This window comes from Thermococcus sp. GR5, from assembly GCF_012027535.1.
Lineage (GTDB): Archaea > Methanobacteriota_B > Thermococci > Thermococcales > Thermococcaceae > Thermococcus > Thermococcus onnurineus.
Genome location: NZ_SNUN01000001.1, coordinates 357,660 through 382,647 on the forward strand (window position 1 = coordinate 357,660; position 24,988 = coordinate 382,647).

27 protein-coding genes, 1 tRNA gene and 1 pseudogene are annotated in these 24,988 nt (G+C 51.7%); 16 read left to right on the forward strand and 13 right to left on the reverse strand.

Annotation, left to right across the window (positions count from 1 at the left end; all coding sequences use genetic code 11):
- Window positions 1-2 precede the first annotated feature (2 nt).
- A complete protein-coding gene (locus E3E33_RS01710) occupies window positions 3-689 on the forward strand; it encodes a hypothetical protein (RefSeq protein ID WP_167711202.1) in 687 nt (228 codons plus the stop codon).
- Between the two features lie 826 nt (window positions 690-1,515).
- On the opposite strand, the gene E3E33_RS01715 is transcribed toward E3E33_RS01710, so the two are convergent.
- Window positions 1,516-1,591 (reverse strand) — tRNA-Gln (locus E3E33_RS01715).
- A 75-nt stretch (window positions 1,592-1,666) separates the two neighbouring features.
- Window positions 1,667-2,347 carry a triose-phosphate isomerase gene (gene tpiA / locus E3E33_RS01720; protein WP_012572602.1) on the reverse strand — a complete coding sequence of 227 codons (681 nt, stop codon included), beginning with the start codon at window positions 2,345-2,347 and terminating at the stop codon, window positions 1,667-1,669.
- Window positions 2,348-2,459: 112 nt separating this feature from the next.
- Between tpiA and E3E33_RS01725 the strand changes: the two genes are divergently transcribed.
- Window positions 2,460-2,687: a hypothetical protein gene (locus E3E33_RS01725; RefSeq protein ID WP_167711200.1), complete on the forward strand. Its 228-nt coding sequence runs from the start codon at window positions 2,460-2,462 to the stop codon at window positions 2,685-2,687.
- Here the strand turns inward: E3E33_RS01725 and coaD are convergent.
- Window positions 2,665-3,147, reverse strand: a complete 483-nt coding sequence (coaD, locus tag E3E33_RS01730) for a phosphopantetheine adenylyltransferase (RefSeq protein ID WP_167711199.1) — start codon at window positions 3,145-3,147, stop codon at window positions 2,665-2,667. The genes E3E33_RS01725 and coaD overlap by 23 nt on opposite strands.
- A 72-nt stretch (window positions 3,148-3,219) precedes the next feature.
- Here coaD and E3E33_RS01735 point away from each other — a divergent pair, with 72 nt between their 5' ends.
- From E3E33_RS01735 to E3E33_RS01755, 5 genes are read left to right on the forward strand one after another with little or no spacing between them, the layout of a single operon-like run.
- Complete coding sequence (locus E3E33_RS01735) at window positions 3,220-4,425, forward strand: hypothetical protein (RefSeq protein WP_167711197.1); 1,206 nt, start codon at window positions 3,220-3,222, stop codon at window positions 4,423-4,425.
- Window positions 4,426-5,742 carry an acetate--CoA ligase family protein gene (locus E3E33_RS01740; RefSeq protein ID WP_167711195.1) on the forward strand — a complete coding sequence of 439 codons (1,317 nt, stop codon included), beginning with the start codon at window positions 4,426-4,428 and terminating at the stop codon, window positions 5,740-5,742.
- A gap of 48 nt (window positions 5,743-5,790) precedes the next feature.
- Window positions 5,791-6,324, forward strand: coding sequence for a flavin reductase family protein (locus E3E33_RS01745; protein WP_012572597.1), 534 nt, complete (start codon window positions 5,791-5,793; stop codon window positions 6,322-6,324).
- Between the two features lie 31 nt (window positions 6,325-6,355).
- Window positions 6,356-7,333, forward strand: a complete 978-nt coding sequence (locus tag E3E33_RS01750; RefSeq protein WP_167711193.1) for a bifunctional N(6)-L-threonylcarbamoyladenine synthase/serine/threonine protein kinase — start codon at window positions 6,356-6,358, stop codon at window positions 7,331-7,333.
- Entirely contained in the window at window positions 7,324-8,115 is a 792-nt protein-coding gene (locus E3E33_RS01755) for a DUF835 domain-containing protein (protein WP_012572595.1), read from the forward strand. Before E3E33_RS01750 ends, E3E33_RS01755 begins: the two co-directional genes overlap by 10 nt.
- Here E3E33_RS01755 and E3E33_RS01760 read toward each other — a convergent pair.
- The 7 genes from E3E33_RS01760 to E3E33_RS01790 are packed head-to-tail and all read right to left on the reverse strand — an operon-like array spanning window position 8,099 to window position 17,293.
- Complete coding sequence (locus E3E33_RS01760) at window positions 8,099-8,935, reverse strand: NAD(+) kinase (RefSeq protein ID WP_012572594.1); 837 nt, start codon at window positions 8,933-8,935, stop codon at window positions 8,099-8,101. The two genes, E3E33_RS01755 and E3E33_RS01760, sit on opposite strands and share 17 nt — an antisense overlap.
- A 2-nt stretch (window positions 8,936-8,937) precedes the next feature.
- Window positions 8,938-9,984, reverse strand: a complete 1,047-nt coding sequence (locus E3E33_RS01765) for a lysylphosphatidylglycerol synthase transmembrane domain-containing protein (protein ID WP_167711191.1) — start codon at window positions 9,982-9,984, stop codon at window positions 8,938-8,940.
- A 2-nt stretch (window positions 9,985-9,986) separates the two neighbouring features.
- Window positions 9,987-11,138 carry an RsmB/NOP family class I SAM-dependent RNA methyltransferase gene (locus tag E3E33_RS01770; protein ID WP_167711189.1) on the reverse strand — a complete coding sequence of 384 codons (1,152 nt, stop codon included), beginning with the start codon at window positions 11,136-11,138 and terminating at the stop codon, window positions 9,987-9,989.
- A 9-nt stretch (window positions 11,139-11,147) separates the two neighbouring features.
- The gene (locus E3E33_RS01775; RefSeq protein ID WP_167711314.1) at window positions 11,148-11,666 is read right to left on the reverse strand and encodes a DUF3201 domain-containing protein; all 519 of its coding nucleotides are present in this window, start codon (window positions 11,664-11,666) and stop codon (window positions 11,148-11,150) included.
- Between the two features lie 45 nt (window positions 11,667-11,711).
- Window positions 11,712-12,611 (reverse strand): LEA type 2 family protein, encoded by a 900-nt coding sequence (locus E3E33_RS01780; RefSeq protein ID WP_167711187.1) that lies wholly within the window; start codon window positions 12,609-12,611, stop codon window positions 11,712-11,714.
- A gap of 54 nt (window positions 12,612-12,665) precedes the next feature.
- Entirely contained in the window at window positions 12,666-15,038 is a 2,373-nt protein-coding gene (locus E3E33_RS01785) for a COG1361 S-layer family protein (RefSeq protein ID WP_167711185.1), read from the reverse strand.
- Window positions 15,035-17,293, reverse strand: coding sequence for a hydrophobe/amphiphile efflux-3 (HAE3) family transporter (locus E3E33_RS01790; protein WP_167711183.1), 2,259 nt, complete (start codon window positions 17,291-17,293; stop codon window positions 15,035-15,037). The genes E3E33_RS01785 and E3E33_RS01790 overlap by 4 nt, the downstream gene beginning before the upstream one ends.
- A 105-nt stretch (window positions 17,294-17,398) precedes the next feature.
- Between E3E33_RS01790 and E3E33_RS01795 the strand changes: the two genes are divergently transcribed.
- The 4 genes from E3E33_RS01795 to E3E33_RS01810 all read left to right on the forward strand — a co-directional run bounded on the left by E3E33_RS01795 (window position 17,399) and on the right by E3E33_RS01810 (window position 19,511).
- Window positions 17,399-17,920 carry a GbsR/MarR family transcriptional regulator gene (locus E3E33_RS01795; protein ID WP_012572587.1) on the forward strand — a complete coding sequence of 174 codons (522 nt, stop codon included), beginning with the start codon at window positions 17,399-17,401 and terminating at the stop codon, window positions 17,918-17,920.
- A 40-nt stretch (window positions 17,921-17,960) separates the two neighbouring features.
- Window positions 17,961-18,473, forward strand: coding sequence for a CDP-2,3-bis-(O-geranylgeranyl)-sn-glycerol synthase (locus E3E33_RS01800; protein ID WP_012572586.1), 513 nt, complete (start codon window positions 17,961-17,963; stop codon window positions 18,471-18,473).
- A gap of 71 nt (window positions 18,474-18,544) precedes the next feature.
- Window positions 18,545-18,811, forward strand: coding sequence for a ubiquitin-like small modifier protein 1 (locus tag E3E33_RS01805; protein ID WP_012572585.1), 267 nt, complete (start codon window positions 18,545-18,547; stop codon window positions 18,809-18,811).
- A gap of 1 nt (window position 18,812) precedes the next feature.
- Window positions 18,813-19,511: a ThiF family adenylyltransferase gene (locus tag E3E33_RS01810; RefSeq protein ID WP_167711181.1), complete on the forward strand. Its 699-nt coding sequence runs from the start codon at window positions 18,813-18,815 to the stop codon at window positions 19,509-19,511.
- Here the strand turns inward: E3E33_RS01810 and E3E33_RS01815 are convergent.
- Window positions 19,504-20,376 carry a hypothetical protein gene (locus E3E33_RS01815; RefSeq protein WP_167711312.1) on the reverse strand — a complete coding sequence of 291 codons (873 nt, stop codon included), beginning with the start codon at window positions 20,374-20,376 and terminating at the stop codon, window positions 19,504-19,506. The genes E3E33_RS01810 and E3E33_RS01815 overlap by 8 nt on opposite strands.
- 99 nt (window positions 20,377-20,475) lie before the next feature.
- Here E3E33_RS01815 and E3E33_RS01820 point away from each other — a divergent pair, with 99 nt between their 5' ends.
- Both E3E33_RS01820 and E3E33_RS01825 read left to right on the forward strand, forming a co-directional pair.
- A complete protein-coding gene (locus E3E33_RS01820) occupies window positions 20,476-20,904 on the forward strand; it encodes a molybdenum cofactor biosynthesis protein MoaE (protein WP_167711179.1) in 429 nt (142 codons plus the stop codon).
- A gap of 107 nt (window positions 20,905-21,011) precedes the next feature.
- Window positions 21,012-21,944 (forward strand): SPASM domain-containing protein, encoded by a 933-nt coding sequence (locus E3E33_RS01825; RefSeq protein ID WP_167711176.1) that lies wholly within the window; start codon window positions 21,012-21,014, stop codon window positions 21,942-21,944.
- Here E3E33_RS01825 and E3E33_RS01830 read toward each other — a convergent pair.
- Window positions 21,941-22,855: an Lrp/AsnC family transcriptional regulator gene (locus E3E33_RS01830; protein WP_167711174.1), complete on the reverse strand. Its 915-nt coding sequence runs from the start codon at window positions 22,853-22,855 to the stop codon at window positions 21,941-21,943. The two genes, E3E33_RS01825 and E3E33_RS01830, sit on opposite strands and share 4 nt — an antisense overlap.
- A 69-nt stretch (window positions 22,856-22,924) precedes the next feature.
- Here E3E33_RS01830 and E3E33_RS01835 point away from each other — a divergent pair, with 69 nt between their 5' ends.
- From E3E33_RS01835 to E3E33_RS01845, 3 genes are read left to right on the forward strand one after another with little or no spacing between them, the layout of a single operon-like run.
- Complete coding sequence (locus tag E3E33_RS01835) at window positions 22,925-23,413, forward strand: adenosine-specific kinase (RefSeq protein WP_012572579.1); 489 nt, start codon at window positions 22,925-22,927, stop codon at window positions 23,411-23,413.
- Between the two features lie 42 nt (window positions 23,414-23,455).
- A complete protein-coding gene (locus E3E33_RS01840; RefSeq protein WP_167711172.1) occupies window positions 23,456-24,010 on the forward strand; it encodes an XTP/dITP diphosphatase in 555 nt (184 codons plus the stop codon).
- A gap of 55 nt (window positions 24,011-24,065) precedes the next feature.
- A complete protein-coding gene (locus E3E33_RS01845; RefSeq protein ID WP_012572577.1) occupies window positions 24,066-24,518 on the forward strand; it encodes an Lrp/AsnC family transcriptional regulator in 453 nt (150 codons plus the stop codon).
- Window positions 24,519-24,597: 79 nt separating this feature from the next.
- Here E3E33_RS01845 and E3E33_RS01850 read toward each other — a convergent pair.
- A pseudogene (locus E3E33_RS01850) lies at window positions 24,598-24,988 on the reverse strand (hypothetical protein); the annotation flags it as partial.

Below are 24,988 nucleotides of genomic sequence, written 5' to 3' on the forward strand. Positions count from 1 at the left end.
TGATGTACGACCAGTTCAAACTGCTCCCCAGCGTCGCCTACCTCCGCGTGCAGAAGCAGGTCTTCCTCGGCTATTCCATGCCCCTGGCCGGATGGGTGGGGGAGTACCTGATAAATTACCAGAAGCTCCCGCGGCCGAACTTCCTAAACCGTGCAATGGCCAAGCTGGGCTTTTCTCTGGCGGGTGAAGAAAGGGACGACGGTTATATCACTCAATTCTTTACGAAGGGTAGCGTCTCGATAAGCGCGAGCTGGGACGTCGAGCGGGAAAATCTCTTCCTTCAGATTATTCCCCTCCGCTCAAGGCTCTCCCGCGGCTTAACGATCCGCGCGGAGCACATCGAGTTCTACGATCAGTACGTGGTCAGTATAGAACCGACAGGAAAGCTCCCGCCTGGTGTTAAGAGCATCGGAATAAACGCCCTGATTTTGGAGGACTTTTATCCCATCGAAACGCCCTACTGGGGCATGCTCCACGAGGACTGGGAGACAGAACTCAACCTCCTTGTGATGAAGGATGAGGTCTATGATTCCCTCCAGCGCGAGGAGTACCGCTGTCCGGTCTGCTTCTCTCCACTGAGTGAGGAGAACGGCGTTCTTAAGTGCACCCGTTGCGGCTTCGTTTACGCTCCGGAGAACGACTTCGAGAGGGTCGTGGAGAGCTTCAGCGTGGAGGAGTTCGCCTTCTAGCAAACTTTTCTGGCGAAAAGTTTGATCAAAGTTTGTGATTTAGTCAAAAAAGTGCAATTGAGGAGGTTTGCACTTCAAAAGGAGAACACTTTAAAAACGCGCTTGTAAGAGGGTTTATCCTTAACACAAGCCTGAAGGGCATCAAAATAAAGTAGACCTATCACAAAAAGAGGCTTGAAAACAGTTCTCAAACTTAAGAACCCCCATCACAACGACAACCACACGAAACAATACCCTTTACACTTCGAACCTTAGTCAAACTTCGCGCTTAGCCTTTAAGAAAGGCTGGCGAAAAGAATACCCTCCTCATCAAACTGGCAGAAAAATTAGCCGTGCACTATTCAAGGGCAACTTTGGCTGGGGTTTAACACTAAATGAAGCCTTCTACGTAGTTTCAATTTGTTACTGGTGTCCTTCGGACGCCGTTTGTAGAGTGAAACACTCGCAGAAGGGCAATTTGAGCGTAAACCCTTTTCAAAATCAAACCTTTAGAAAAGGCACATAATCTTCCGCCAGCGCTTGCGAAGGAAGCTTTTAGAAAAAGCTTCGCCAAAAGCATGTAGTCTCTCTTAGAAAAGGCCCTAATGCAGGATTTTCTATCCGAGAGTGCTCATTTTCTAAGCGAGAATTCCCTAAAAAAGCTTTTAAAGGGTTTAACCCTTCCTTGACGCCCTCGGGGCGTTGATTTTTAGTTAAACCGGAGCCAATGGGGATAATTTGGGGAGTTCTCACTTTAAAAACGACTACTCAAAAAGAAAATCACGCAGAATTAGCCTTTTAAATGGACTACAAACTTTGATGAAACTTTGCGAAGGCAAAGTTTCTATGGTAGCCCCGCCGGGATTCGAACCCGGGTCGCGGGATCCAAAGTCCCGCATGCTTGGCCGCTACACCACGGGGCTGCCCGATAAAAAGAGTTCCCCAGGACTTATAAATCTTAAGCTGGTCGATGTCAGAAATAGTTGAAGAAGGAAAGCTCAAACAATCAGCGATACCAGATCCCTTATCGCCTTCTCCGGGTCTTTTGCCTTGGTAACGCCGCTCGCGAGGAGAACGCCAACGCTTCCGAGCTCCAAAGCCTTCTTGACGTCCTCTCCAGTGGAAATGCCCGCGCCGGTCAGAACCTTGACCTCTGGGTTTACCCTCTTGACGAGCTCGACGGTGTCGGTTATGACTTCCGGTTTGGCCTTGCTGACTGGAATGCCCGTTCCTATCAGCTCAGGCGGTTCAACTGCGACGTAATCTGGCCCCAGAGCGGCGACAGCGGCACTGACTGCTGGATTGTTGGAGCAGACCATTGTCATCAATCCAACTTCCTCGGCGCGCCTTATGGCAGCTTCGAGGTCCGCTAAAATCATTCTGTTCTCCGAATGATTGAGGAGAGTTCCGACGGCCCCAGCTTCTTTAACTGCCTCCGGGAGGACGTGACCGGTATGGCTTCCCGGTTTAATCGGGTCTATATGCTGAGCAAAGACCGGAATCTCGACCTCCTGGGCAATTCTGTAAAGGTCAGCCAGCTGCGGCGCGACCACTATGGTTATTCCAGTCTCCTTCCAGACCTTCTCGGCGGCCTTGGCGATCTCAAGGGCTCTCTCGCCCGTGGCCTCGATGTACGTCTTGAAGTTTATCGCTATTATCGGCTCCTTCAGCTTCGTCATAGATATCACCAGGAGTGAATTAACGCTCAACTCTTAAATTCTTTCCTGGTGAGGAACTTTTCCTCAGACCCGGTTGGGACTTTTAATATTTTGAAAAAAGGTTGCTGGAAAGATGCTCCTGAATCCGGAGGGATTATTTTACTTCAGGTTGGGGGTAATAGGGGAGACTCTCCTGAGAGTCAAGATGCCAATCCTGAGGGGCCTTATTGAAGCCCACCACCCTTTCTGCCCGCCGGATATGGGGTTCCTCGTTGGAGCCCTCACCCTCAGGAGGGGGAGGAGGTCAGATGGAGTATGTATCAATAACATGGGGAGCATTACGGTGAATCTCTCTTCCTAGGGTTTCCGAGCGGGTCGATGAGGCCTGCTCTGATCAGGGAGGAGCTTATCTTCGCCCCGAGGCTGCTCCTTACGATCCCGATGGTCACTATCTCGAGGGGCTTCAGGCCCCTCTCTTCTCTGGCTCTGTTCACTATGAGTGCCCCTTTGTAGGTCTCCTCACTGACGACTATGGCGTCAAGGCTTTTCATCTTATCCGCGAAGCCTATGGCCGTGTGTATCTTGATGATCCTGTAGTTGGAGTAGCCGTTAACCTCGAAGAACTTGAGCAGATCCCTCAGGCGGAGCTCGTAGGGAAGGATTTTATCTGCGTGGGGCTTGTTTCTCACCATCTCGTCGGCAGTCAGTCCAACATAGACGTACTTTCCCACCTCGAAGGCCTTCCTCAGCAACGCCTTATGTCCGAGGTGGAGCCTGTCAAAGGTTCCTCCGACGACCACTTTGCGGTACTTTTTCCTCATGGGCTGAAATTAGGCTGAGGGACCAATAAGCTTTTTTATCAACTTCCAGAGATTTTTCCTGGAGGTGGTAGAATGAAGAAGCTCATCGCGTTCATTCTGACGATCCTTCTTCTCACGCCCTTGGTCAGTGAGGTCAATGCCGCCGGGAACTCACAGCCCCTTTTCAAGATCGAGATCATGATTCGGGTCTCGCCGGTGGTCATAAACGGCTCTTCCACATGGATGGGCCAGTTCAGGATATATGCCACCCTCAAGGATCCGGGTTACAGGGCCTATTTTGACCATCTCGCGGCAAACAACACGACGAAGGCAAACGAGGAGTTCAGGTCATTCGTCAAACAGCTGATTTACGATAACCTGAAGAACAACTTCAAGGATCGTTTTGAGGCCAAAGGCATTAACAGCACAATTTACCTTCCCTCAGGAGGTCCGGTTAAAGTTCTCGACAACTGGTCTGCTGTCGTTACCTTTGCTCTCTCAAACTTCCTTGTCAGCGATGGAAAAATCATCAGCTGTCCTCTTAGCGGCCCGATGGACTTCGTCTTTAAGGGTCACGTTTTCGACTACAGCTGGGACAAGCTGACGGTCGTGCTTCCGAAGGACTACGAGGTGAGAAACCTTGCTCCTGCTCCCGACGACTTCAGTAACAACGTTGCCGTCTGGACCAACGGCGACTTCATACCCCTGATAGAGCTTTATACACCCGTGTATTCTTATGTGATATTTCTGAACTCGACCAGGAAGGAGATATCGCTCCAGTACGACCCCCACGAGGGCTACGTCCAGTTCAATGCCACATTTACCGGTGCCAACGCAACGCCGGTAGTTATCGATCAGCTCCTCTCGAGCTTCAAGGCCACGATGGACATAATAAGTCTGGACACCCGCGAGGAGAACGGCACCTTGGTTGTCATAGGTGTGGCAAAACCCAAGGTGGCCTACAGGGAGACCTCCTCCGAAAAGATATGGGAGGCTCTTCTTAAACTGCCCGGGTCGTTTGACAGGGTTTCAGTTGTGGGCGGCACCTACAATATGGCCCCTGACAACACCATCGTAATCACTGTGACTGAGAAAAAGACGAGCCGTCTGCCTTACATCTGGGCGGGCCTGATTCTGGTTGTCGTTCTCGGAATATTCTGGATCAAGAGGCGTGGGACATCTTCAGAGGAGCCAGAGCAGCCAACTGGAGAAGAGAGTGGGGCTGTTGAAGATGGAAGCACCGAAAATGAAAAAGTCGAGGAGTCAAGTGATGAGACCTCCGAACCGGGAGGTGAGTGAATGGACTTCTTCTTTTATCCCAAGGGCGTCGCGGTCTTTGGCTCCTTCAAGGAGGGGGCAATAGCCTACGAGATCCTCAGGAACATCGTCGAAGGTGGCTTTGATGGGAGGATAGTTCCAGTCAATCCGAAGGGTGGAACCGTTGAGATCGCGGGGAAAGCCTTTGAAATTCGTCCGAAGCTGGAGGAGCCCGTTGATGCTGCCATAATTGCCATTCCTGCGAAGTTCGTTCCATCGCTCATAGACGAGATTGGTGAACTCATCAAGGGTGCCGTCGTCATAAGTGCCGGCTTTTCCGAAGTCGGAAACGTTGAGCTTGAGCGCGAGCTCGTCGAGAAAGCCAGAAAGCATGGCATTAGAATCATCGGCCCTAACTGCGCCGGCATCTTCGGCGTCCACGGCAAGTTTTTCGGCTCCTTCGAGGTTCGCGTTAAGCCGGGTGGTCTGGCGCTCATAAGTCAGAGCGGCGCCTTCGGCGGTGCCGCTTTAGCGATGGGTAACGACGAGGGGATAGGCTTCTCGGCCTTCGTTTCTTATGGAAACGCGGCTGACCTGAACGAGAGCGACTTTCTGAGGTATTTTGCAGATGACAAAAACACGAAGGCCATAGCACTCTACATTGAGGGCGTTAGGGACGGGAGGCGCTTCATGGAGGCCCTCCGCTATGCAGCTGGCAAAAAGCCTGTGATAATCCTCAAGGCTGGAAAGAGCAAGAGTGGTGCAAGGGCAGCCGCTTCTCACACCGGTTCGCTCGCCGGAAGCTATGAGATTTACAGGGCGGCCTTCAAGCAGGCCGGCGCCATAGAGGTGGAGGAGATGGAGGGGCTATTCGACGCAGCGAAGGCCTTTGAGATGTACGAGAAAGCCGGGAGGCGCGTTGCCGTGATTACCAATTCTGGCGGGCCCGGTGTTCTCGCTACCGACAAGCTCGAGAGCCTTGGCCTCGAAATAGCTCAGCTAAGCGATGAAACCGTTGAAGAACTCCGCTCGTTCCTTCCACCGCAGTGCTCGGTTAAGAACCCGATAGACCTCATAGCTGATGCGGACTACGAGCGCTACAAGAAAACGATTGAGATCGTCTGCAGGGACGGGAATGTCGATGCTTTGCTGGTAATCTGTGTCCCGCCGATATTTGTCCCGAGCGAGGAGATAGCGAAGGCTGTAATTGACGCCGAGTGCGACAAACCGGTGATAGTGAACTTCATGGCTGGAGAGCTCGTTAGGGATGGGGTTAAGCTGCTGGAGGAAGGTGGAATAAAGAACTTCCCTACACCGGAGAGGGCAGCCAAAGCTTTGGCGTGGCTCTCCCGTCGCTGAGGCTTTTAACTTTTTAAGGTGAAGCCCAATTCATTTTTGGTGGTTCTCATGAAGCCGTACCGACTCCTCTATCCTTTGAGGACTTACCTCATCGTGGCAGGAAATGGTGAGGAGACAAACGTAATGGCCGCCGACTGGGTCACGATAGTCTCGTTCAGGCCCTTCATGGTTGGTGTTGCCATTGCTCCTGAGAGGTATACATGGGGGCTGATAAAGAAGTACCGCGAGTTTGTCATCAGCGTGCCGAGTCTCGATATGCTCCGGGACGTCTGGATAGCCGGCACTAGACACGGCCCTGAGAAGCTGAAAGAGATGAAAATAACCCTTGTTCCATCGAAGGCTCTTGAAACCCCCAGCATAAAAGAGGCCCTTGCGAACGTTGAGTGCAGGCTCGTGGATGAGAGGGACTATGGCGATCACACATGGTTCGTTGGGGAGGTTGTAGATAGCTCATACCGAAAGGATGCCTTCGAAAACGACAGGCCAAATCTTGACGCCAAATTCCTTGCTCATACTGCATGGACGGATTTTGTGACCTTCGAGAAGCACGTCCATCGTCCTCCTCAAGTCCACTCTCGATAACCTTTTATACTATTTTTACACTCCACCCTTGATGATAGCTCTTGGCATAGAGGGGACGGCACACACTCTTGGCATAGGTATAGTCACCGAGAAGAAAGTTCTCGCCAACGTATTCGATACTCTCACTACTGAAAAGGGTGGAATCCACCCAAAGGAAGCCGCCGAACACCATGCAAGGCTTTTGAAGCCTCTTCTGAGAAAGGCCCTTGACGAGGCGGGAATAACTATCGAGGACGTTGACATGATAGCCTTCTCCCAGGGACCAGGTCTTGGGCCTTCTTTGCGAGTTGTTGCCACGGCTGCACGAGCTCTTGCCATAAAGCATAACAAACCGATAATCGGTGTGAATCACTGCATAGCTCACGTTGAGATAGCTAAGATGTTCGGTGTTAAAGACCCCGTTGGTCTCTACGTGAGCGGTGGAAACACCCAGGTTCTGGCGTTGGAGGGAGGCCGCTACCGAGTCTTCGGTGAAACGCTTGATATTGGCATAGGTAACGCTATAGACACCTTTGCGCGCGAGATTGGGATAGGTTTCCCTGGGGGACCCAAGATAGAGAAGCTTGCCCTGGAGGGAGAGAAATACATTGAGCTCCCCTATGCGGTTAAAGGTATGGATTTGAGCTTCTCCGGAATACTCACTGAGGCCGTCCGGAAGTACCGCACGGGCCGGTATCGGGTTGAGGATCTTGCCTATTCTTTTCAGGAGACGGCATTTGCAGCGCTCGTTGAGGTCACCGAGAGGGCCGTTGCCCACACCGGCAAGGATGAGGTCGTTCTCGTTGGAGGCGTCGCCGCGAACAACAGATTGCGGGAGATGCTTAGAATAATGGCTGATGACAGGGGGATAAAGTTCTTCGTTCCGCCCTACGATCTCTGCAGAGACAACGGGGCCATGATAGCTTACACTGGATTGAGGATGTATCTTGGCGGTGTTAGGTTCAATCTCGAGGAAACTGTGGTAAAGCAGAAGTTTAGGACGGATGAGGTGGAGGTTGTATGGAGTTAAAGGTTTCAATCTGGATCTTTTTTATTGATATCGTACTGTTCATCGTTATCGGATATTCCGCGCTCTACGCCCTCAGAAGGATATCACGTTACGGTGAACCCCTTAACAGGTTCATCGTTATAGTGGCAGTTTCCATGTTCACGGCTGCGGCAGGAAGGGCACTTGATATCGTTGACGATTTCACTGGAGAAGTGCCCATTATTATATCTCTAGAGCAGATTCTCTACTTTCTTTCGATAATCGGTATAGCATATGGACTGTTGAGCTATATAAGCCATGTTGAAAAAACTATTCTTCCGATTCCTGCAAATGCCGCTGGGAACGCAAGGCTCTCCCCGGGAGGTTATCTCTACACGGGAGAAGACACAGGAGATCTTGTAGAGTTTATTTCTTCAATTGACGCTCCAGTACTTGTAATCACCAGGAGTCCTTGGATATACGAAAATATCGGAGAGCACGTTCAGACGCTCTGGATAACCCCTGCCATTGACAGGGGGATAGGGCCAACGAAACTTCATGTGATCATGGAGAGTGCAGTGAAGTTTCTCCGGGGAGGAGGTAGATTGATAGTGGTGGACTGCTTAGAGGCCTTTATCCTGTACAATGACTTTACGGCCACCTTTAGATTCCTCTCGTCTCTAAAAGACTACGCCGTTGAGGCAAAGTCCACCCTGCTCCTAGTTGTCATTAAAGGAACCATTGGGGAGAAAGAGCTGAAGATACTCATGAGAGAGTTTACTCCGGTCAAGAGTCCTAAGAACCTCCTCAAAACTTCCTCTTGATCTTCATTGTGTACTTTGGGTAGACCTCATTCGTGAATCTTACGAATTTTGTCTTTCTCGGGGAGAGTCTTATCGTTATCTCCGTTTCAGGCTCGAGGTAGGTGTAGAACTGGCCGTCTATCGCCAGGATTATCTCTCTAGTTACGGCTAAGTTCCTAACATCTATTTTGGTGTAGGAGGGTACTATCATCGGCCTTGAGCTCAAAGCTATCGGTGCAAGAGGGGCTATCACTATTACGTCGAGCCTTGGGTCTACAAAGGGACCTCCTGCGCTCATGGCGTAGCCAGTCGAGCCCGTCGGAGTCGATACTATGAGCCCATCCGCCCGGATTTCATCGGCGAGGCCTTCGTCTATGTAGTAGCGCAGATGGATTATCTTGCCCGGTATACCGGTCAGGATGGCAACCTCGTTGAGGGCATCGGGAACTACGTTCTCGCCGTTTAGATATGTCCTCAGCTTTATGCGCTCATCTATGTGGTAATCACCTTCAATCAGCTTGCTGAGGGCAAAAAAGGCCTCGTGTGGTTCAACCTCCGTGAGAAAACCGAGCGTCCCCATGTTGATGCCCAGCAGGGGTATTTCCTTTTTGGTCTTGTGCTCCACCCTGAGAATCGTTCCATCTCCCCCGATAACGATGATGAAATCGACGTCGAAGTCCTCCAGCGGGAGAACGTCCTCCTCATGGAACTCGGGAAGATATTTGTATGTATCGGTATCCACGTACACCTCATAACCGCTGACCTTGAGGAAGTCGTAGACCCTGTATGCGAGCTTGAGGGCGGCCTCTTTATCCCTTCTGGCCACTATCCCGAACTTCATAGTTACTCCTTCTCCTCTTCATCAGTTAAATTTTTCTTTTTCTTCTCCTCACTGACCTTAATGCCGAAGTGAGTTGTTATGAATCCTCCGAAAATCGTTGGGGCCCAGTAAGATACGACCCTCTCGATGAGTGTTGCCGTTACCGCGAAGTTCTTGTCTATGCCAAGAAGGACATAAACACCTGAATTAATAGCCTCGATGAAGCCTGCTCCACCGGGAATTATGCTAAGCAGCCCGACAACTATGCTTATCATCTGAACGACCATTACGTCCATCAGTCCTATGGGATAGTTTATGCTCAGAAAGATGAAATATGCGCGGAGGATGGTCAGAAACCAGAAAACGAAGGAATAAGCCAGGGCCAAAAAGAAGGTCTTCTTATCCTTCAGCAGGAGCCTGAAGCCCTCCTGAAACTTGGGAACGCTGACCTCTATGTTGTGAATGAATTTCTCATCGTACTTCTGTGCCCTTTTGGGCATGATTCTGGAGACCAAGTTAAAGAACCAGTAGAGTATCTTCTTCGTCCTCCTCTCGTTGAGGAGTATGGCGAGGGTTATGACGATGAGGAGGGCAAGGAGGAAGTCGAGTATGAGGAGCATTATCGTTAGGGACCTCGAACCGAGAAGGTAAACATAGATGGTGGAGGTCATAAGCATTATCACCACGGGAATGAGGTCGAGTATCCTGTCTGCCATGACTGTGGCAAAGACTGGACCGTAGGCCCCGTTGGAGCGTTTAGAGAGGTAATACATTCTAATGGGCTCACCACCGCCTCTCGCTCCCGGCGTAACGTTGTTTACAAAGATACCGACGAATATTGCCCCAAGGATGGCCTTGAAGGGTGCGTTTATGCCGAGGCTCTTAAGAAGTACACGCCAGCGAAGGGCCCAGATGAAAACTCCAGCTATATAAGCGAGAACGGCGAGCAGGAAGTAGTCCAATCTGGCCTTTTTTAAAACGTCCAATACCTCCTCTACCCCTGCCCATTCAATAAGGAGGGCAATTATGAGCAGTCCGAGGGTGAGGAATGCTATTTTTTTCCAGTCCATTCTCACACCTTCCTGAGCTTCGCTATGAAGAAGCCCTGAGTTAGATGTCTGTTCGGATAAAACCTCTGCACTCCGTCGAGACCTATGCCGTGGGAGCCTATGAATAGGCTCTGCTCCTCGAGCTTTAAACCTTTGCTCAGCATGTACTTAACGTTCGCCTCGTTTTCCTCATAGCTGAGCGTGCATGTAGAGTAAACCAGAACGCCACCCTTTCTGAGGGATTTGATTGCCGCGTTGATGAAGTGTCTCTGGTAGCGCGCCGTCGCCTCGATGTCCTTTGGCGTCCTGCTCTCCCAGAGCTTTGGCCTAATTCCCAAGGCTGTACAGGGAGCATCGAGGAGTATCTTATCGGCCTCTATTCCAAGCTCGGGTAGCTTCCTTGAGTCCATGTGGATCAGTTTGACATTTTTGACCCCGAGCCTCTTGAGCTCCTCCTCCATTTTCCTCAGCCGGTTCTTTGATTTGTCGATGGCTATTATCTCACCCCTGTTCTGCATGAGCTGCGCGATGTGGCTCGTTTTTCCTCCTGGAGCGGCCGCCATGTCGATTATCAGCTCCTCCTCGCTCGGCTCTAAAATCCTCGCAACGACCATTGAAGGCAGGCTCTGGGCGTAGAAGAGCCCCTCCTTAAAGCTCTCCAGTTCGCTCAGGCTGGGAAGCCTGAACTTGGGCAGGGTGACCTCTACCGCTATACCCCTCGTCGAGACGATCATCTCTTTGGCGCTCATCCTCGCTATTCCAATTCCAACGAGGAGACCCCGTGGATCGCGAATCTCGACCTCGTCGCCGGGCTTGATTTTCTTGTCCGCCTGGAGGACACCGGGTGCGTAGAGCATTGCCCCCTGATAGACGCTCTCGCTGGCGAACTTGTTTGCCCTTACAACGGGAAGGCCGGGCTCATAGTTATCGGGGAAGTTTGGACCCTCGCGCTCGAAGTAGATGCCCTCCTCCAGATAGGGACTCCTCTTCGGCTTCAGACCTTCCTTTCGGAGAATTCTCATCAGCTTTGAGCGGCTCGTCTTGAGTGTGTTAACGCGGATGTAGTACTTCTCAACCGGTGTCCTGAGGGAGGCCATTATCTCCTCGGCCTCTTCGCCAAAGAGCCGCCTGTAGTACTCCTTCAGCTCCGCTGGAAAGGCCTCCTCGTAGCTCATCCCGACACCTCAGAGGTTGAAGATTTCAAAGCGCTTCCCGATATCAATGAGCCTCTCAATGCCCTCCCTGAGGGTCTCCACGCTCTCGAAGTTGGCCTCGAACTGGAAAATCTTCTCATCGCTTTTCTCTATGCGCGCCATTATCTCGCTCGGAGAAATCCTCCCGTCGCGCCTCCAGTTGTATACGTCGCTCAGGAAGTCCTCCGCCCCGTAGATGAAGCTCCTCGGGAAGAGCTCCACGAAGAGGCCAACGAAGTTCTCGCTTATCCTTTCCTTTGGAACCGCGACCACGAAGTAGTAAGCCTCTGGTGTTGCCCCAACTTCTATCTGGGGCTTTATCTCGAAGGCCGGGTGTGGGTACTTCATGAGCCTCCATTCGCCGTCAAGGAAGATGTAAGCGCCAAAGACCTCCTCCACGTCCTCCACTTTGAAGCCCTTCTCGGGAAGCTCGGCCTTAAGTTCCTCGTTGAGCCTGAAAATGCTCTCCCACATCCCGTTGAGAAACTCATGAACCTCTCTCACGTTCATTTCTCCCACCAGAAAGGAAAAAGATGGAGGGCTTAAAAACTTTGGTTACCTCACGAGCCCCTCCAGCATCCTGTTGAGGTCTCCCATCATGTCCGTCCTGACGGTCTCGTCCACCGTCGCCAGTTCCATCTTGAACTCCTTACCAAGCACCGTGACGTCGAGGTATATCTCTGCTTTCACGTAGCTGGTCTCGTTGTTCTTTATGTGCCTGGCCCAGGCCTCTGGGAGGGCGTTTGTGTCTATGAGCGTTTCAACATCAACCGTTCCGTAGCTCTTCGCCGGAAGGACGACGCTCTCGACTATGGTGCCTTCACTTATCTTGACCCCATTCACGTAGAGAGTGTAGCTGACCCCGGTGACCGGGAGGGGGAAGGGATTGGGGTTGTAGAGCTTTAGATGGTTAATTATTATCGCCTTGTTCCCCCGCACTCCAGCCCACTCTGCCTTTGTTTCGACGAGGGCGGGAGTTTTGGCTATGCCAAGATCTCTGCTCTCGGCTTTTACATCGAGATAGCTCAGTATATCCTCGTTTACCTCTTCGCTGATGCTTCCCTCCACCGGCACCACTCCGAGGAGCTTACCTTTGAGGTGGACGGTGAAGGCGCCTCTTTGCCCGTTGTTCAAGTAGTTTATCATGGCCTTCACGAGGTTTCTGTTGTCTATGGATATCGCGAGCGTCACGTCTTTTTTAGTTGCCCCGTAATCGAACCTCTCCACCCTTGCCATAGGGACATCAGCGAACTCGAGGCTAACGTTCTCTATGGATGCCGGAACGAGCAGGGGCTTATTGAGGTGGGCATTTATCCAGATCTCTGTGGTGCTTTCGTCCACGTAGCCCCACTGGGCGTTGATACTGGGCTGAAGCGTGAGGATGGCATAGCCGACGTAACTGCCCCACAGTATGAACGCGAGGAGTACTGCTAAGACCGCTATTTTCCAGTCCATTTCTCTCACCTTCCTATTTGTTATCTGTGGGGCGTTTAAATGTTTCCTATTTTCTCAGCTGGCCCTTCCCCTGTGGATGTAGATTACCACGATCACCACCAGTACTCCCACGATCACGGCGAGGTTCCTCAGATTGGTTGAGGTCTTGGTGTTCTCCTTCACCGTTACATCTACGGTCCTTTCGAAGACGTAGACGTTGTCGTCACCCTGGTTGGGGTCTCCGACGGCCCTTATCCTGAGCTGGATCCTGTAGTCCTTGGGTATGGCATCGCGGTCTATCCTGAGGATTATCACGCCCTCACCGGTTGCCCCGGGTGCTAGATCACCGACGTAGTCCGTCCTCTTGTCGAGGGTGAAGGGCTGGTCGGCCTTAACCACACCTTCGATGAGCACGCTCGTGGCCTTTTCTCCGCCCGTGTTCTTCAGGGTGATGTAAACCTTGACGCTCTCTCCCTGGAGGGGATCGGGTTCAAACCTGATGTCAACGACCTCTATATTCGGCTTGGCGCCTATAATGATGGGAACCTTCAACGTGACGTTCTTCTGTACCCCAAGGCTGTTGGTGTACATAATTAGGAGCGGTATCTCGTAGGTTCCGGAGCTCGCGTTCTCTGCAACGTTGACCCTGAAAGATGTCTGGGCCGAGTCGCCCTTGTTTAGGCTCCCCAGGCCTATGACCTGCTGGCTCGTTTCGCTGAGCTCAAACGGCCAAGTTGGCTGGGGCTTTATTATGACCGTCTCTGCGGTTCCGGTTCCGACGTTGTCTATCTGAATATCTACCTCCACATTGTCGGTTCCCGGCAAAATCTTGCTCGGCGAGGTGGAGACCTTTGAAAGGATTAGCTCGGCCCTTCCTGTGACATCTATTCCCACCAGCCTCTCATCGGTTATCTCCTTCTCATCCGGCTCGCTGAGGTACTTGAGCTCTATCCTGAGAGGGTATATGCCGTTCTCGAGCCTGTTGTTGGCCTTAATCCTGAACTCCAGCGTCGTGCTCTGTCCAGGTTGGAGCTCGGCCACGTACTTTACGTTGTCCTCGCCGATGGGTAGGAATGCGTCAATGTTTTGCTTCGCCAGCTCGCGCATTATCTGGTTGAGCGCTGTCTGAAGGTTCTTGCTTAGGGCCTCGCTCCCCTGGATTGGCAACTGTGAAAGGGCTGAGAGGTCAACGTTTTTGATTTCCCCTTGGACCGGGACCTGGTAGGAGGTTATCTTCAAGCTGAGGGCCTTGATGGGCTCGGCTCCGGTGTTTTCCACCGTAAACCTCACTGTGAAGGTATCGCCGGGACTTATCTCCCCTGGAATCGTCTCGACCTTCGTTATCTCGACGAAGCCCTCCCTGCTCTTTTTGACGGTAAGGGCGACGAAGTTGTAGCCCTGAATCATTTTCATGTTAGCCCCCAGACCCGTAAAGTAAACCACCCCAACGTAGAGCGGATAGGTGCCGACGTCAGCGTTGGGGTTTATCTTTATCCTGAACGTCAGTGTTGTGTTCTCCTTGCCATCGAGATACTCTACGTACTGGATCGCGCTTCCTTCGGGGTAGAATACACTCTGGGATAATCCGCTCTGACTCAGTGCCATCGATACCGCGCTCGCTATGGAGGAGCTGTCGTTGAAGCTCACCGGCGTTGGTGAAACGAAGACGTTCAGATAGCGAACCTTCAGCGCTCCTTCATTCCTCAGGTGGACTTTTATCGTGACTGTATCGCCTGGCTGGACAGTTTCTGGCATTTCAACGCTTGAGATCACCACTCCTGGGGCGGTTGATGCTCTCCACTCGGGTGGCCCGCTGATGCTTATCTTTATCCCGTTCGGATATACTTCGAGGACGGTCACGTAAACTGTCTGATCATCCACATCAACTTCTACCGTCTCTCCCTCCCGCACGGGAGTTATGTCTGGATACGTTATGGGCATTAAGATGTCTTCCTTGTTTATCCCGAGCTCTGGGTGCTCCTCAATGGTTTTCACGACCGCGTTGACTATCTCCTTCGGCGATGCCGTGTTGAGCCACTGGTAGAAGCCGAAGGCGTTGGCCATCAGGCATGCGTTGAACGCTGTAGTGTCGTTGACGTACTGGGAACACGAGCTTACATCGTAGCCCTGGGTTTCGGCGAGGGCCAGCAGGAACTCTGGGTCGAGGAGGAGCCTCTGAATCTTTTCAGGGTCGGGTACGTATATCGTCCTATACTCGGCGTTGAGTATCTTTCCATCCTTCATTATCACCAGGAAGGCGTAGTACTCGCCGTTCCCATAGTCTTTCTGAGTATCAACCAGCGAGATTATGAGCGGCCCAACCAGTATGGCCTCGCCCCTGCTTAAGTAGCCCTCGAAAAGTGGGCTTCCCGTCGAGGCGCTCACCGCACTTCCGAGCAGACCCGTGATGAGCATCAATCCGAGCAGGACAACCTTTATCTTTTTCATTCCGCATCACCTCCAATTTTCTTTCCGTAGAAGACCTGCAGCAGTGCAGGCGTTACAAGGTAAGCGGCAAACATAGAGGCAAATATTCCGAACGCGAGTGTCAATCCAAAGTCGTGTATCGTTGGCAGCTCTCCAGCCAGGAGCGCCAGAAAGCCTCCGGCAGTCGTCAGGGCGCCGGCGAGTATGCCCGGCCCCACGCTCTCTATCGAAGTGACTATCGGGCGCGGGTTCCCTTCGTTCATCTCCTCGAGGAAGCGGTGGGTCAGGTGCATCCCGTAATCGACGCCCAGGCCGACTATCATCGAGATAACACCAGCCAGTGTCTGGGTGAAAGGAATGCCAGCGAGGCCCATGAAGCCGACCGTCCAGAGGGCACCGAGGAACATCGGCGTTATCATTGCCAGGGAGACCTTTGGGCGCCTGAAGAGGAGCAGGACTATCACGACGACGAAAACCGTTCCATACATGGAGATGCGGTTTATTTCCTCGTTTGTGAGCTGGTCGAGGACGTAGTTGAGGTAGATGTCACCCGTCAGGGAGAGGCTCACTCCCGGTGGGAAGACGGCGTTTTGAACTTCCTCTTCAAAATAGCGTATTATCTTCCTGAAGTCGTCTATACTCGAGCCGCTGAAGTCGCCGGTGAATTTGATTACCGTCATGGAGTAGTCCGATGAAACGAGCTGAACCCCCTGGTAGTCCTTCAGAGCTTCCTTTATCTTCTCCCTGTCGTCGGGGATGTAACCGTACTTCTGAACAACGATGTCGGCTATACTCTCGGAGTCAAAGACGTTGTTGTAGTAGGTGTCTGCCTTTATCTGGTTCTCGAAGCGGTAGATGCTCCTTACTACGGTGGGATCCCTAACGTCATCCGCTTTTACGAGAATGTAGAGCTCATCCTGGCCGCCGAAATCGCTGCGTATGTCCATCAAAGCTTCTATCTCGGGCATTCCCTTGGGAACGAACTTCTCGAGTCTGACCTCGGTAGTTACCTGTGTCACACCATAGCCGAAGATGAGCGTTATCAGAAAGACTGCACCGAGAAACGCAAAGGGCTTCCTCCTCACGGCCTCGCCCAGGGAGCGGAAGGCTTTCCCAACGAAGCCTGAATGGGAGCGTATCTCCGGAACCTCGTAGTGCCCCTTGAGCTTCTTCATGACGTCTTCCTCAAGGATTATCACCGAGGGAGTTATCACGACCGCGTTCAGTGCCGCCAGACTCAGTCCTAGGATCAAGGTCGTCGCCAGGTTGTGGAGCATCGGAAGGCTCGAGAGGTACATGGCAGCAAAGCCGGCAACGGTCGTCAGCGCCGCTCCGAGCAGGGCCTTTCCCGTCTCGGCTATGGCCTCCTCAGCGGCCTCCTCGATTGTCCTTCCCCTTTTGCGCTCCTCGTAATAGCGGTTCGTTACGTGGATTCCGTAGTCTATGCCCATTCCTATGAGCATCGCACCTATGGTGGTCGTCGCAAGGTCGAGGGGAATGCCGAGGAGCCCCATTGCACCCAGGGTCATGGTTACACCAAAAACGAGCGGCGTTAGGGGTATCAGCGCCTTGACCGGCGAGCGGTAGAAGTAGAGGAGCAGGGCGAGAACGATTATGAACGATATCGCCATGGTCTTGTTGAGGTCGCTCTGGAGGAGTTCCAGTATGCGGTAGGTTATGCCTATGTTGCCTGTCTGGATAACCTCGACGTTCTTCGGGAACTTCACGTCGTTTATGTCCTCCTGAATCCCCTCATAGACTCTGACGAGGGTTTTGGAGTTCTTCTCCCTGCTTATGGTCACCACTATCATCGTCGTCGTGTAATCCCTGCTCACGAGCTGATTCCTCGTTTCCGGTGGGAGCACGTCAAGGACGAACTTTGCCTCTTCCTCATTTTCCGGGAGCCTGCCAAGAACCTGCATGTAGATGTCGGCGATACTTATCGTGTCCGTGACGTACTCCCTCTGGAGGAGCCTCTGTTCGAGTTCATAAATGGCTTGAATTACCTGGGGATCCCTCACGTCGTAAACTCCACCCGGCTCGATGGAGCTCACTTTGACCACTATGATGGTGCTGTCGCCGCTCTGGAACTCATTCTGAAGTGTGGTATAGTCATCTATGGCAGGGTGTCCTTCGGGAAGCATGCTTCTCAGGTCGCTCTCAAAGCGGAGGTTCTGAATTCCGTAGATGGAAACCACTAACAGGAATATCGCTATCAGGGCAAAAGCGACCCTGTACCTCACGATTATCCTAGCGGTACTGCGCAGCGCTTCCATTATTTTCCCTCCGAACTTTCGGAAATTTCCGAAAGTTTTAAATATGTGAAGCCTTAAAAACCTTTTCCTGAGATTACTATTATCACTGGAATCGAGGTGCTGGGCATGGGAATCGAGGAAGCCCGTCGAATAGTTATGGAACACTTCGCAAACGCCGCGAGAAGATTCGGCTTTAGTGAGCTTTATGGCTACATCTACGGTGCTCTCTTCCTGGCTAAGGAACCAATGAGCCTGAGTGAAATAGCCGAGAGGACGGGCTATTCGCTCTCTCACGTGAGTACTGCCCTGAAGTCTATGGAGAGCCTCGGCTTGGTGGTTAGAATCAAGAAGCCTGGCGATAAGAAGGCCTACTACAAAGCGACAAAGCTCCTCAAGGACTGGAGACAGGCTGCCTACTACAGCAGGATTCTTGAAGACATTCAGCAGATGAAGGAGAACCTCATGCGTGCTTTGGAGGAGCTTGAAGGTGAGACCGGCCCCGAGGCGGAGTTCATCAGGGAAAGCATCGAGTTAGCCATGAAGAGGAACGATCTTGCCGAAAGGATACTCCGCTTTCTCATGAACCACGACGATAAGGAGGTTCTTGAGAGGCTCCTTAAGTGCCTTGAGGGCGAAGAGAAGCGGTAGCTTTAAAACCAGCTGTTGGTAGTCAAATTGGGGTGGAGGAATGTCGCTGTCGTCGCTGCTGTGGGCATTCTGGTATATTCTTCCCGCTTACTTCGCCAATGCATCGCCCGTCCTGGTCGGTGGTGGAAGGCCGATAGACGGCGGCAGGTACTGGAAAGACGGGCGGAGGGTCTTTGGGGATGGTAAAACCTGGCGCGGCTTAATCGGAGGAGTTGCAATTGGAACTGCAGTTGGCGCTCTCCAGTACTTCATTACCCCTGAGTTCTACGGCTCACTTGGGAAGGCTCTTCTTCTTGCGTTCCTGCTGTCATTTGGTGCCCTCTTTGGCGACTTGGTCGGGAGCTTCTTCAAGAGGAGGATAGATCTTCCGCGTGGCTCTCCGGCGATAGGTCTCGACCAGCTCGGCTTCCTTATTTCAGCGCTGGCTTTTGCTTATCCGGTCAAAACACTCGATTCTGGTCAGATAATCTTCCTCCTCGTCGTCTCGCCCTTCGTTCACTGGGGGGCCAACTACTTCGCCTACAAAATGGGCTGGAAGAGCGTGCCGTGGTGATTTTTCTTTACCCACTATCATCCAGCAACCCTTTTTAACTTCCGTTTCCCAACTCCTTCGGTGGTGTAAAGATGAAGGTAAAGGTCAGGTACTTTGCCCGCTTCCGCTCCCTCGTTGGCACTGGCGAGGAGGAGCTGGAGGTTCCGGATGGGATAAAGGTCAGAGAACTTATCGATATCATCAAAGAAAGGCACCCAATTCTCAAAAACGAGGTCTTCGCGGAGGACGACGATTTGGCCGACGTCAACGTTTCGCGGAACGGGCGCTATGTGAGCTTCGACGAGGTTTTGAATGACGGTGACACGATAGCGCTGTTCCCCCCGGTAAGTGGTGGTTGATATGCTGAGCGAGAGGGAACTGGAGCGCTACGACAGACAGATCATGATTTTCGGAAAGGAAGGTCAGGAGAAGCTCAAGAACTCCAAGGTGGCCGTGGTAGGAGTAGGCGGTCTTGGAAGTCCGGTCGCCTACTACCTTGCTGCCGCTGGAATAGGGACGCTCCTCCTCATAGACGAGCAGACACCCGAGCTCAGCAACCTCAACAGGCAGATACTCCACTGGGAGGAGGATTTGGATAAGAACCCCAAACCGATCTCCGCCAAATGGAAGCTGGAACGCTTCAACTCCGACATAAAAATCGAGACCTTCGTGGGACGTCTAAGTGAGGAGAACATCGATGAGGTTCTCGAAGGCGTTGATGTAATCGTTGACTGCCTCGACAACTTCGAGACGCGCTTCCTTCTCGATGACTATGCGCAGAGGAAGAAAATCCCCCTCGTCCATGGCGCGGTCGAAGGAACCTACGGTCAGGTGACGACGATAGTTCCGGGCTTCACCAAAAGCCTGCGCGAAATCTTTCCAAACGTAGGGAGAAAGAAGGAGAAGTTCCCTATTTTAGGAGCTACTGCGGGGGTTATCGGCGCGCTTCAGGCAATGGAGGTCGTTAAGCTGCTCACCGGTATCGGCGAGCCGCTATTGAACAAGCTTCTCATAGTCGATCTGGCCTTCAATACATTCGATGTCGTGGAGCTTAAGTAGAGGGCTCCTTCACGCTTTTCTTTTCGTTGATGCTCTTTATCTCGATGACCTCGTTCCAGGATCCCTCCTGGGTTATCGTCATGGTGCCGAGCATTGGGTCGTCTATCACTGTCTTGGAACTAACGGTGTAGCTTATCTTTCCGCCAACAAGCTCTCCGTCCTTGAAGTAGAGTTCTAAAATGCCGTTGTCAACGCTTATCTCCGTGTCTGGAGTGGTTGCGAAGTACATCCTTGCCAGTGGCTCGAGATCGGAGCTTCTGAGGTAGTATATGAGCGTTAGAACGTCACCCTCCTCGCGTTCGTCGGGGTCTCTGGTTAGATACTTCCTGGCGAGGCTCACGAGATTGTATTCCCAGAGGAATTTGCTGGTGGTACTATCGTCCGTCTTTATCCATCCGGCAATCGTCCGGATGTATGTCACGTTGCCCACAATTACCTGTGAGAAGTTGGTGGAAGCCCCATCCGGCATGCTGACGGTGGTGGAATTTATCCACGCGCTCCATGATTCAAAGTCCATGTAACCTTCCTCGACTATGCTGAGGTTCACGTGGTCTTTCTGGGTGATCCCTTCCTGCTCCACTGTTACTACCATTGAAATCGTGGCGTTGCTCACGTAGGTAAACTGCTTTATCTCTGAGACTGCCTGTAGGAGCTCGAGAATGTTATACCTCTTCGAAGTTTCCGTTGAGGTTGGGATTTCAGTGGGGGTGGTGGTTGTGGAAGTACTCATGGTTGTTGGGCTCAACGTCTGGGTTTCAGGTGGAAGGGACTCGCTCGATGTCGTGGTTGAGCCACTGGAGGATATGCAACCCGCCATGAGTCCAGTGAGCAAAATGAGGATAAGCACAAGCGCGTATTTTCTCATTCCATTCACCGACAACCCCTGAGCTTGAAACCACTTAAACCTTTTTATTAGCCCGACAGATTTAATTGGGTGAAGCTTTAAGTTCCATGGGGGATGGATATGAAGGTTAAGATTACTAAAGAACCCTTCGATCTCAATGAGGCGTTGAGTTATCTTCTCGTTCCAGAGGCCGGTGGCTACGTTTTCTTCTTGGGGAAGGTCAGGAACAAAAACCATGGCAGAAGAGTCAGAAAACTCATCTACGAGGCCTATGAAGAGATGGCCATTGAAGAGATGGAGAGGATACGGGGAGAAGCACTTGAAAAGTTTCCCATATTGGACATCCTGATATGGCACCGCTACGGCGAGCTCAACGTGGGCGAGGACACGATACTCATTATTGCCAGTGGCAAGCACAGGAAGGAGGCATTTGAGGCCTGTATGTGGGCAATCGACGAGGTCAAGAGGCGCGTCCCGGTTTGGAAACGTGAGGTGACTGATGAGGGTATCTTCTGGATTGAGGGTGATAAGCTTATACCTGACGAATGAACATTTATGTTCTCTCCATTTTTTGCTAACTATTATTAGTAGTATGCAAAATCGGAATAGAAAAAGTATATATACAATTTTGTCCCATTCTCGGTCGGTGGGGGTCAATGGAGAAGGTTGTATACAGTGTCGCTAATTCAGTTGATGTCGGAACGTCCACAAACATTGTCTCCGTTGGAAAGCCTCCATGGAGCAGTCAGTCCCATAGCGGGGAGCTGGAGAGACTCATCATCCAGCTCGGCGCTGGAAGTGGGAGGTTCTCTGAGATTACAGGTATCCCCCGTTCGATAGGCTGCATCGGTAACAACTCATTTCTGCTCCGGCGGGAACCCCTCAGTCCCGAGAGGGTGAGGGAAATAATAAAGGATTTCATGGATATCGGTGGAAAGGAGCTCTGGCTCACAAACTATGATCGCATCGAATACCTCACCAGCATCGCTGCATATGCCGTTGAGATAGGCGTCCCCGAGGTGTACGCCGTCGTTAAGCTCGAGGACCTCGAATCAGTTCATCCAGTTGAGGGGGTTCGTTTCATAGCCGAACTAGAATACTCCAAAGAGAACATTCAGAAGCTTGAGGCTCAGGACTGGCTCCACGGAGCTCTCGTAATGGCCACCGCGAAGCAGTACGATGAACTCAAGGGTCTCAAAATCAGCTTCCGCGGGGAAATTTACGTTGATATACTCTACCCTGGCTCCGCCAGGAAGCTCGACTTTAACGTCATAGAGATGAAGAGGGTTCTTAATCAGAGCGCCGAGACGTATCATGACTGCCTTGCAGGAACCCTTGCAATAACCGCCGAGGGATATGCCCTTCCGTGCCCGCTCCTCAGAAATTACATCGTGGCTGACGTTAAGGAGGTCGGACTGAGGAAGGCCCTCAGGAAGAAGCGCCTCAAGGAGTTCTGGAAGATGACGAAGGATAAGATAGAGGCCTGCAGCACCTGTCCCTTCAAGTACATCTGCCACGACTGCAGGGCTCTGGAATATCAGGCAACCGGGGAGATAAAGGGGATCGAGTACTGCCTTATAAACCGCTAAAACTCCAGTATGGAGCGATAGCCGCTCCCATCTTTTTTAACCATGTCGGAAAACCTTCTGTTGTATTTCATGTCGTTCAACTCCTTGAAAGTGTCGAAGTACTCTATGAGGAGCTTGTCCACGTAGTTGCTGAACTCGAGTATCTTGCTTCCCAGATCTTCCTTTGACGAGAAGAACCACTCAAGAAGATAGCCGTAGGATGGCAGCACGCCCACGGTTATCTCGTACTCTCTGAAGCGCTCCAGCACTTCCTCGTTCAGACTCTTTGTGAGCCCTATAACACCTCTGTCATGGATATTCATATCGATCATGGGGGCAAAATCAACGAGAATACCTTCCTCTTTGAGTCTGTTTATCATAAACCTGACCGTTGGCCGGGTCTTTCCAAGTCTTCTGGCTATTTCAGTTATCGGGGTTCTGGCGTCTACCTTGAGAATGTCCATGAGAACGGCGTAGTCGTAGCTGAGGGTCCATCTCCCAAAGTTGTCGTCTCCGTTGTATGGATAGGCTCTAACTTCGTAGTATTCATAGTCTTGGGAGTATCTGGAGATAAAGTCGTCTATCTTATCGGTTTGATCTGCCGGAACGTATATAATCAGCGACAGTCCATTCTTAAAGCCAAAGGCGGGATTTATGTAGCCTATAAATGGATTTGTTGCCATTCTGTTAGCTACTTCCATAAGCTCATCTGGGGGCACGCTCAGAAATGCGACGAAACTCTTCAGTCCAATGAGTCTTAGATTGTACAAGGCGCTTACGTTTAGATACTTCCCGTAGTACTTGTCGTATAGCCTTTTGAGCCTGTAGTAGTCTATGCCCTCGCTCTCGGATATCTTCTTCAGGCTGTCTGTTGGATGCCTGTTAAGGATTTCAACCAGAAACTCGAGCTCTTCCATCACAGGCTCGACCATTCTACCTCACCGATTTATGCCTAGGAAAAAGTTAAATCGTTTTGATATTAAATTCTTCCGGTGATGACTATGGTGAAGATAGAGGTTGTGGACATCGAGAAGCCGGAGGGCGTTGAGGTAATAATCGGGCAGGGCAACTTTTCCATATTCACGGTTGATGACCTCGCAAAGACACTTCTCACAACTGTCCCGGGTATAAAGTTTGGTGTGGCCATGAATGAGGCAAAACCCCAGCTTACGCGCTTCACCGGCAACGATGAGGAGCTTGAGAAGCTTGCCGCCAAGAACGCAGTGAAGATAGGAGCCGGCCACGTCTTTGTGATTCTCATGAAGAACGCCTTCCCGATAAACGTCCTCAACGCCGTCAAGAACCACCCTGCCGTTGCCATGGTCTACGGTGCCAGCGAGAACCCGTTCCAGGTTATCGTTGCCGAGACCGATCTTGGAAGGTCTGTACTTGGCGTCGTTGACGGCAAAGCGGCAAACAAGATAGAGACCGAGGAACAGAAAGCTGAGAGGCGTGAGCTCGTCGAGAAGATTGGTTACAAAATAGACTGAAAGTTTTTTATCGTCTTTTCTTCCCTATCCTCCGGTGGTTATATGAGGCTGGCGTTCATCACTTCTAACCCGGGAAAGGTTGAGGAAGCGCGAAAGTACTTTGAACCCTTGGGCGTTGAAGTTTATCAGCTCAAAGTTGAGTATCCAGAGATACAGGCAGATACGCTCGAAGAAGTTGCCCTCTTCGGCTTGGAGTGGCTGAGCAGGAAAATCGATGAACCGTTTTTCCTCGACGATTCTGGTCTCTTCGTTGAAGCTCTGAAGGGATTCCCTGGTGTTTACTCTGCCTACGTCTACAAGACCCTCGGCGTTGACGGCCTTCTGAAGCTCATGGAGGGCGTTGAGAACAGGAGGGCGTACTTCAAGAGTGTCATAGCTTACTGGGACGGCGAAGCTCACATCTTTACCGGTATTGTGGAAGGCGAGATAATCCACGAGAAGCGCGGAAACATGGGCTTCGGCTTCGACCCGGTATTCAAGCCTTCGGGTTTCGACAGAACTTTTGCCGAAATGACAACCGCTGAAAAGAACAAAATATCACACAGAGGTGGGGCTCTTAAAGCTTTTTCAGAGTGGCTAAAGGAAAACCTTAAATAAGCTCATCCTCCCAAAAATTATGATTGCAGTTGTACAAGTGACGAAGGGGGTCGCGATGGTAACTTCACTCGATGCCACTGATATGAAGCTGTTGAAGGAACTTAAGGAAAACGCCAGGGAGAACATAGCCTCGCTCAGTAAGAAGCTGGGCATCCCGAGGACCACCGTCCACTACCGCATCAAAAAGCTCGTTGAGGAGGGCGTGATCGAGAAGTTCACGGTTAAGCCAAACTACAAGAAGCTCAACCTTGGCACTACCGCTTTCATACTTGCCAGATACGAGCCAGATTCCGGCCTGAGCCAGCGGGAGGTCGCTGAAAGAATAGCCGCCCTCGAAGGGGTTTACGAGGTCCACATCATAGCAGGCGAGTGGGATCTCCTCATAAAGGTGCGCGCCCCCTCATCGGAGGAGGTTGGCAAGATAGTCGTTGATAGGCTCAGAGAAATCAAGGGCGTCGGCCAGACTGTAACTATGGTGTCATTCGTCACCGTGAAGGAGGAGCTGTAAAGCTTTGGGGCGATGATTGGCGTTCTCCTTTCTGATTTTATGATGATGCGAGGTTTACTGAGCCCACTACCGTGGCGCCCTACATAACGCAGCACTCGTAGATTATCTCAACTTCCCTCACAGTTTTTGCCCATTCTATAACTTTTCTTGGTGGGTTCGTCAGTCTGTCAACGCCCGCTAAGACGGCCCCCTTATCAAAATCAAGGCGCCATTTCCCAAGCGGCCTCATGCAGCCTATGCTGAGCTCGCCATTAAACTTTTCCCTGGCGTACCTGACAACGTTGAGGCTCTCCTCCACACTTGGCTTTTGAAGGCTCTCCATCTCAGTGCCGGCTGTTGGAATGAGCACGTCAAGGACGAACTTTGCCTCTTCCTCATTTTCCGGGAGCCTGCCAAGAACCTGCATGTAGATGTCGGCGATACTTATCGTGTCCGTGACGTACTCCCTCTGGAGGAGCCTCTGTTCGAGT

Coding starts and splice junctions, on each gene's coding strand:
- E3E33_RS01710 (WP_167711202.1), top strand. CDS start 3: ATGTACGACCAGTTCAAACTGCTCCCCAGCGTCGCCTACCTCCGCGTG.
- tpiA (WP_012572602.1), bottom strand. CDS start 2,347: ATGACGAAGCTGAAGGAGCCGATAATAGCGATAAACTTCAAGACGTAC.
- E3E33_RS01725 (WP_167711200.1), top strand. CDS start 2,460: ATGCTCCTGAATCCGGAGGGATTATTTTACTTCAGGTTGGGGGTAATA.
- coaD (WP_167711199.1), bottom strand. CDS start 3,147: ATGAGGAAAAAGTACCGCAAAGTGGTCGTCGGAGGAACCTTTGACAGG.
- E3E33_RS01735 (WP_167711197.1), top strand. CDS start 3,220: ATGAAGAAGCTCATCGCGTTCATTCTGACGATCCTTCTTCTCACGCCC.
- E3E33_RS01740 (WP_167711195.1), top strand. CDS start 4,426: ATGGACTTCTTCTTTTATCCCAAGGGCGTCGCGGTCTTTGGCTCCTTC.
- E3E33_RS01745 (WP_012572597.1), top strand. CDS start 5,791: ATGAAGCCGTACCGACTCCTCTATCCTTTGAGGACTTACCTCATCGTG.
- E3E33_RS01750 (WP_167711193.1), top strand. CDS start 6,356: ATGATAGCTCTTGGCATAGAGGGGACGGCACACACTCTTGGCATAGGT.
- E3E33_RS01755 (WP_012572595.1), top strand. CDS start 7,324: ATGGAGTTAAAGGTTTCAATCTGGATCTTTTTTATTGATATCGTACTG.
- E3E33_RS01760 (WP_012572594.1), bottom strand. CDS start 8,935: ATGAAGTTCGGGATAGTGGCCAGAAGGGATAAAGAGGCCGCCCTCAAG.
- E3E33_RS01765 (WP_167711191.1), bottom strand. CDS start 9,984: ATGGACTGGAAAAAAATAGCATTCCTCACCCTCGGACTGCTCATAATT.
- E3E33_RS01770 (WP_167711189.1), bottom strand. CDS start 11,138: ATGAGCTACGAGGAGGCCTTTCCAGCGGAGCTGAAGGAGTACTACAGG.
- E3E33_RS01775 (WP_167711314.1), bottom strand. CDS start 11,666: ATGAACGTGAGAGAGGTTCATGAGTTTCTCAACGGGATGTGGGAGAGC.
- E3E33_RS01780 (WP_167711187.1), bottom strand. CDS start 12,611: ATGGACTGGAAAATAGCGGTCTTAGCAGTACTCCTCGCGTTCATACTG.
- E3E33_RS01785 (WP_167711185.1), bottom strand. CDS start 15,038: ATGAAAAAGATAAAGGTTGTCCTGCTCGGATTGATGCTCATCACGGGT.
- E3E33_RS01790 (WP_167711183.1), bottom strand. CDS start 17,293: ATGGAAGCGCTGCGCAGTACCGCTAGGATAATCGTGAGGTACAGGGTC.
- E3E33_RS01795 (WP_012572587.1), top strand. CDS start 17,399: ATGGGAATCGAGGAAGCCCGTCGAATAGTTATGGAACACTTCGCAAAC.
- E3E33_RS01800 (WP_012572586.1), top strand. CDS start 17,961: ATGTCGCTGTCGTCGCTGCTGTGGGCATTCTGGTATATTCTTCCCGCT.
- E3E33_RS01805 (WP_012572585.1), top strand. CDS start 18,545: ATGAAGGTAAAGGTCAGGTACTTTGCCCGCTTCCGCTCCCTCGTTGGC.
- E3E33_RS01810 (WP_167711181.1), top strand. CDS start 18,813: ATGCTGAGCGAGAGGGAACTGGAGCGCTACGACAGACAGATCATGATT.
- E3E33_RS01815 (WP_167711312.1), bottom strand. CDS start 20,376: ATGAGAAAATACGCGCTTGTGCTTATCCTCATTTTGCTCACTGGACTC.
- E3E33_RS01820 (WP_167711179.1), top strand. CDS start 20,476: ATGAAGGTTAAGATTACTAAAGAACCCTTCGATCTCAATGAGGCGTTG.
- E3E33_RS01825 (WP_167711176.1), top strand. CDS start 21,012: ATGGAGAAGGTTGTATACAGTGTCGCTAATTCAGTTGATGTCGGAACG.
- E3E33_RS01830 (WP_167711174.1), bottom strand. CDS start 22,855: ATGGTCGAGCCTGTGATGGAAGAGCTCGAGTTTCTGGTTGAAATCCTT.
- E3E33_RS01835 (WP_012572579.1), top strand. CDS start 22,925: ATGGTGAAGATAGAGGTTGTGGACATCGAGAAGCCGGAGGGCGTTGAG.
- E3E33_RS01840 (WP_167711172.1), top strand. CDS start 23,456: ATGAGGCTGGCGTTCATCACTTCTAACCCGGGAAAGGTTGAGGAAGCG.
- E3E33_RS01845 (WP_012572577.1), top strand. CDS start 24,066: ATGGTAACTTCACTCGATGCCACTGATATGAAGCTGTTGAAGGAACTT.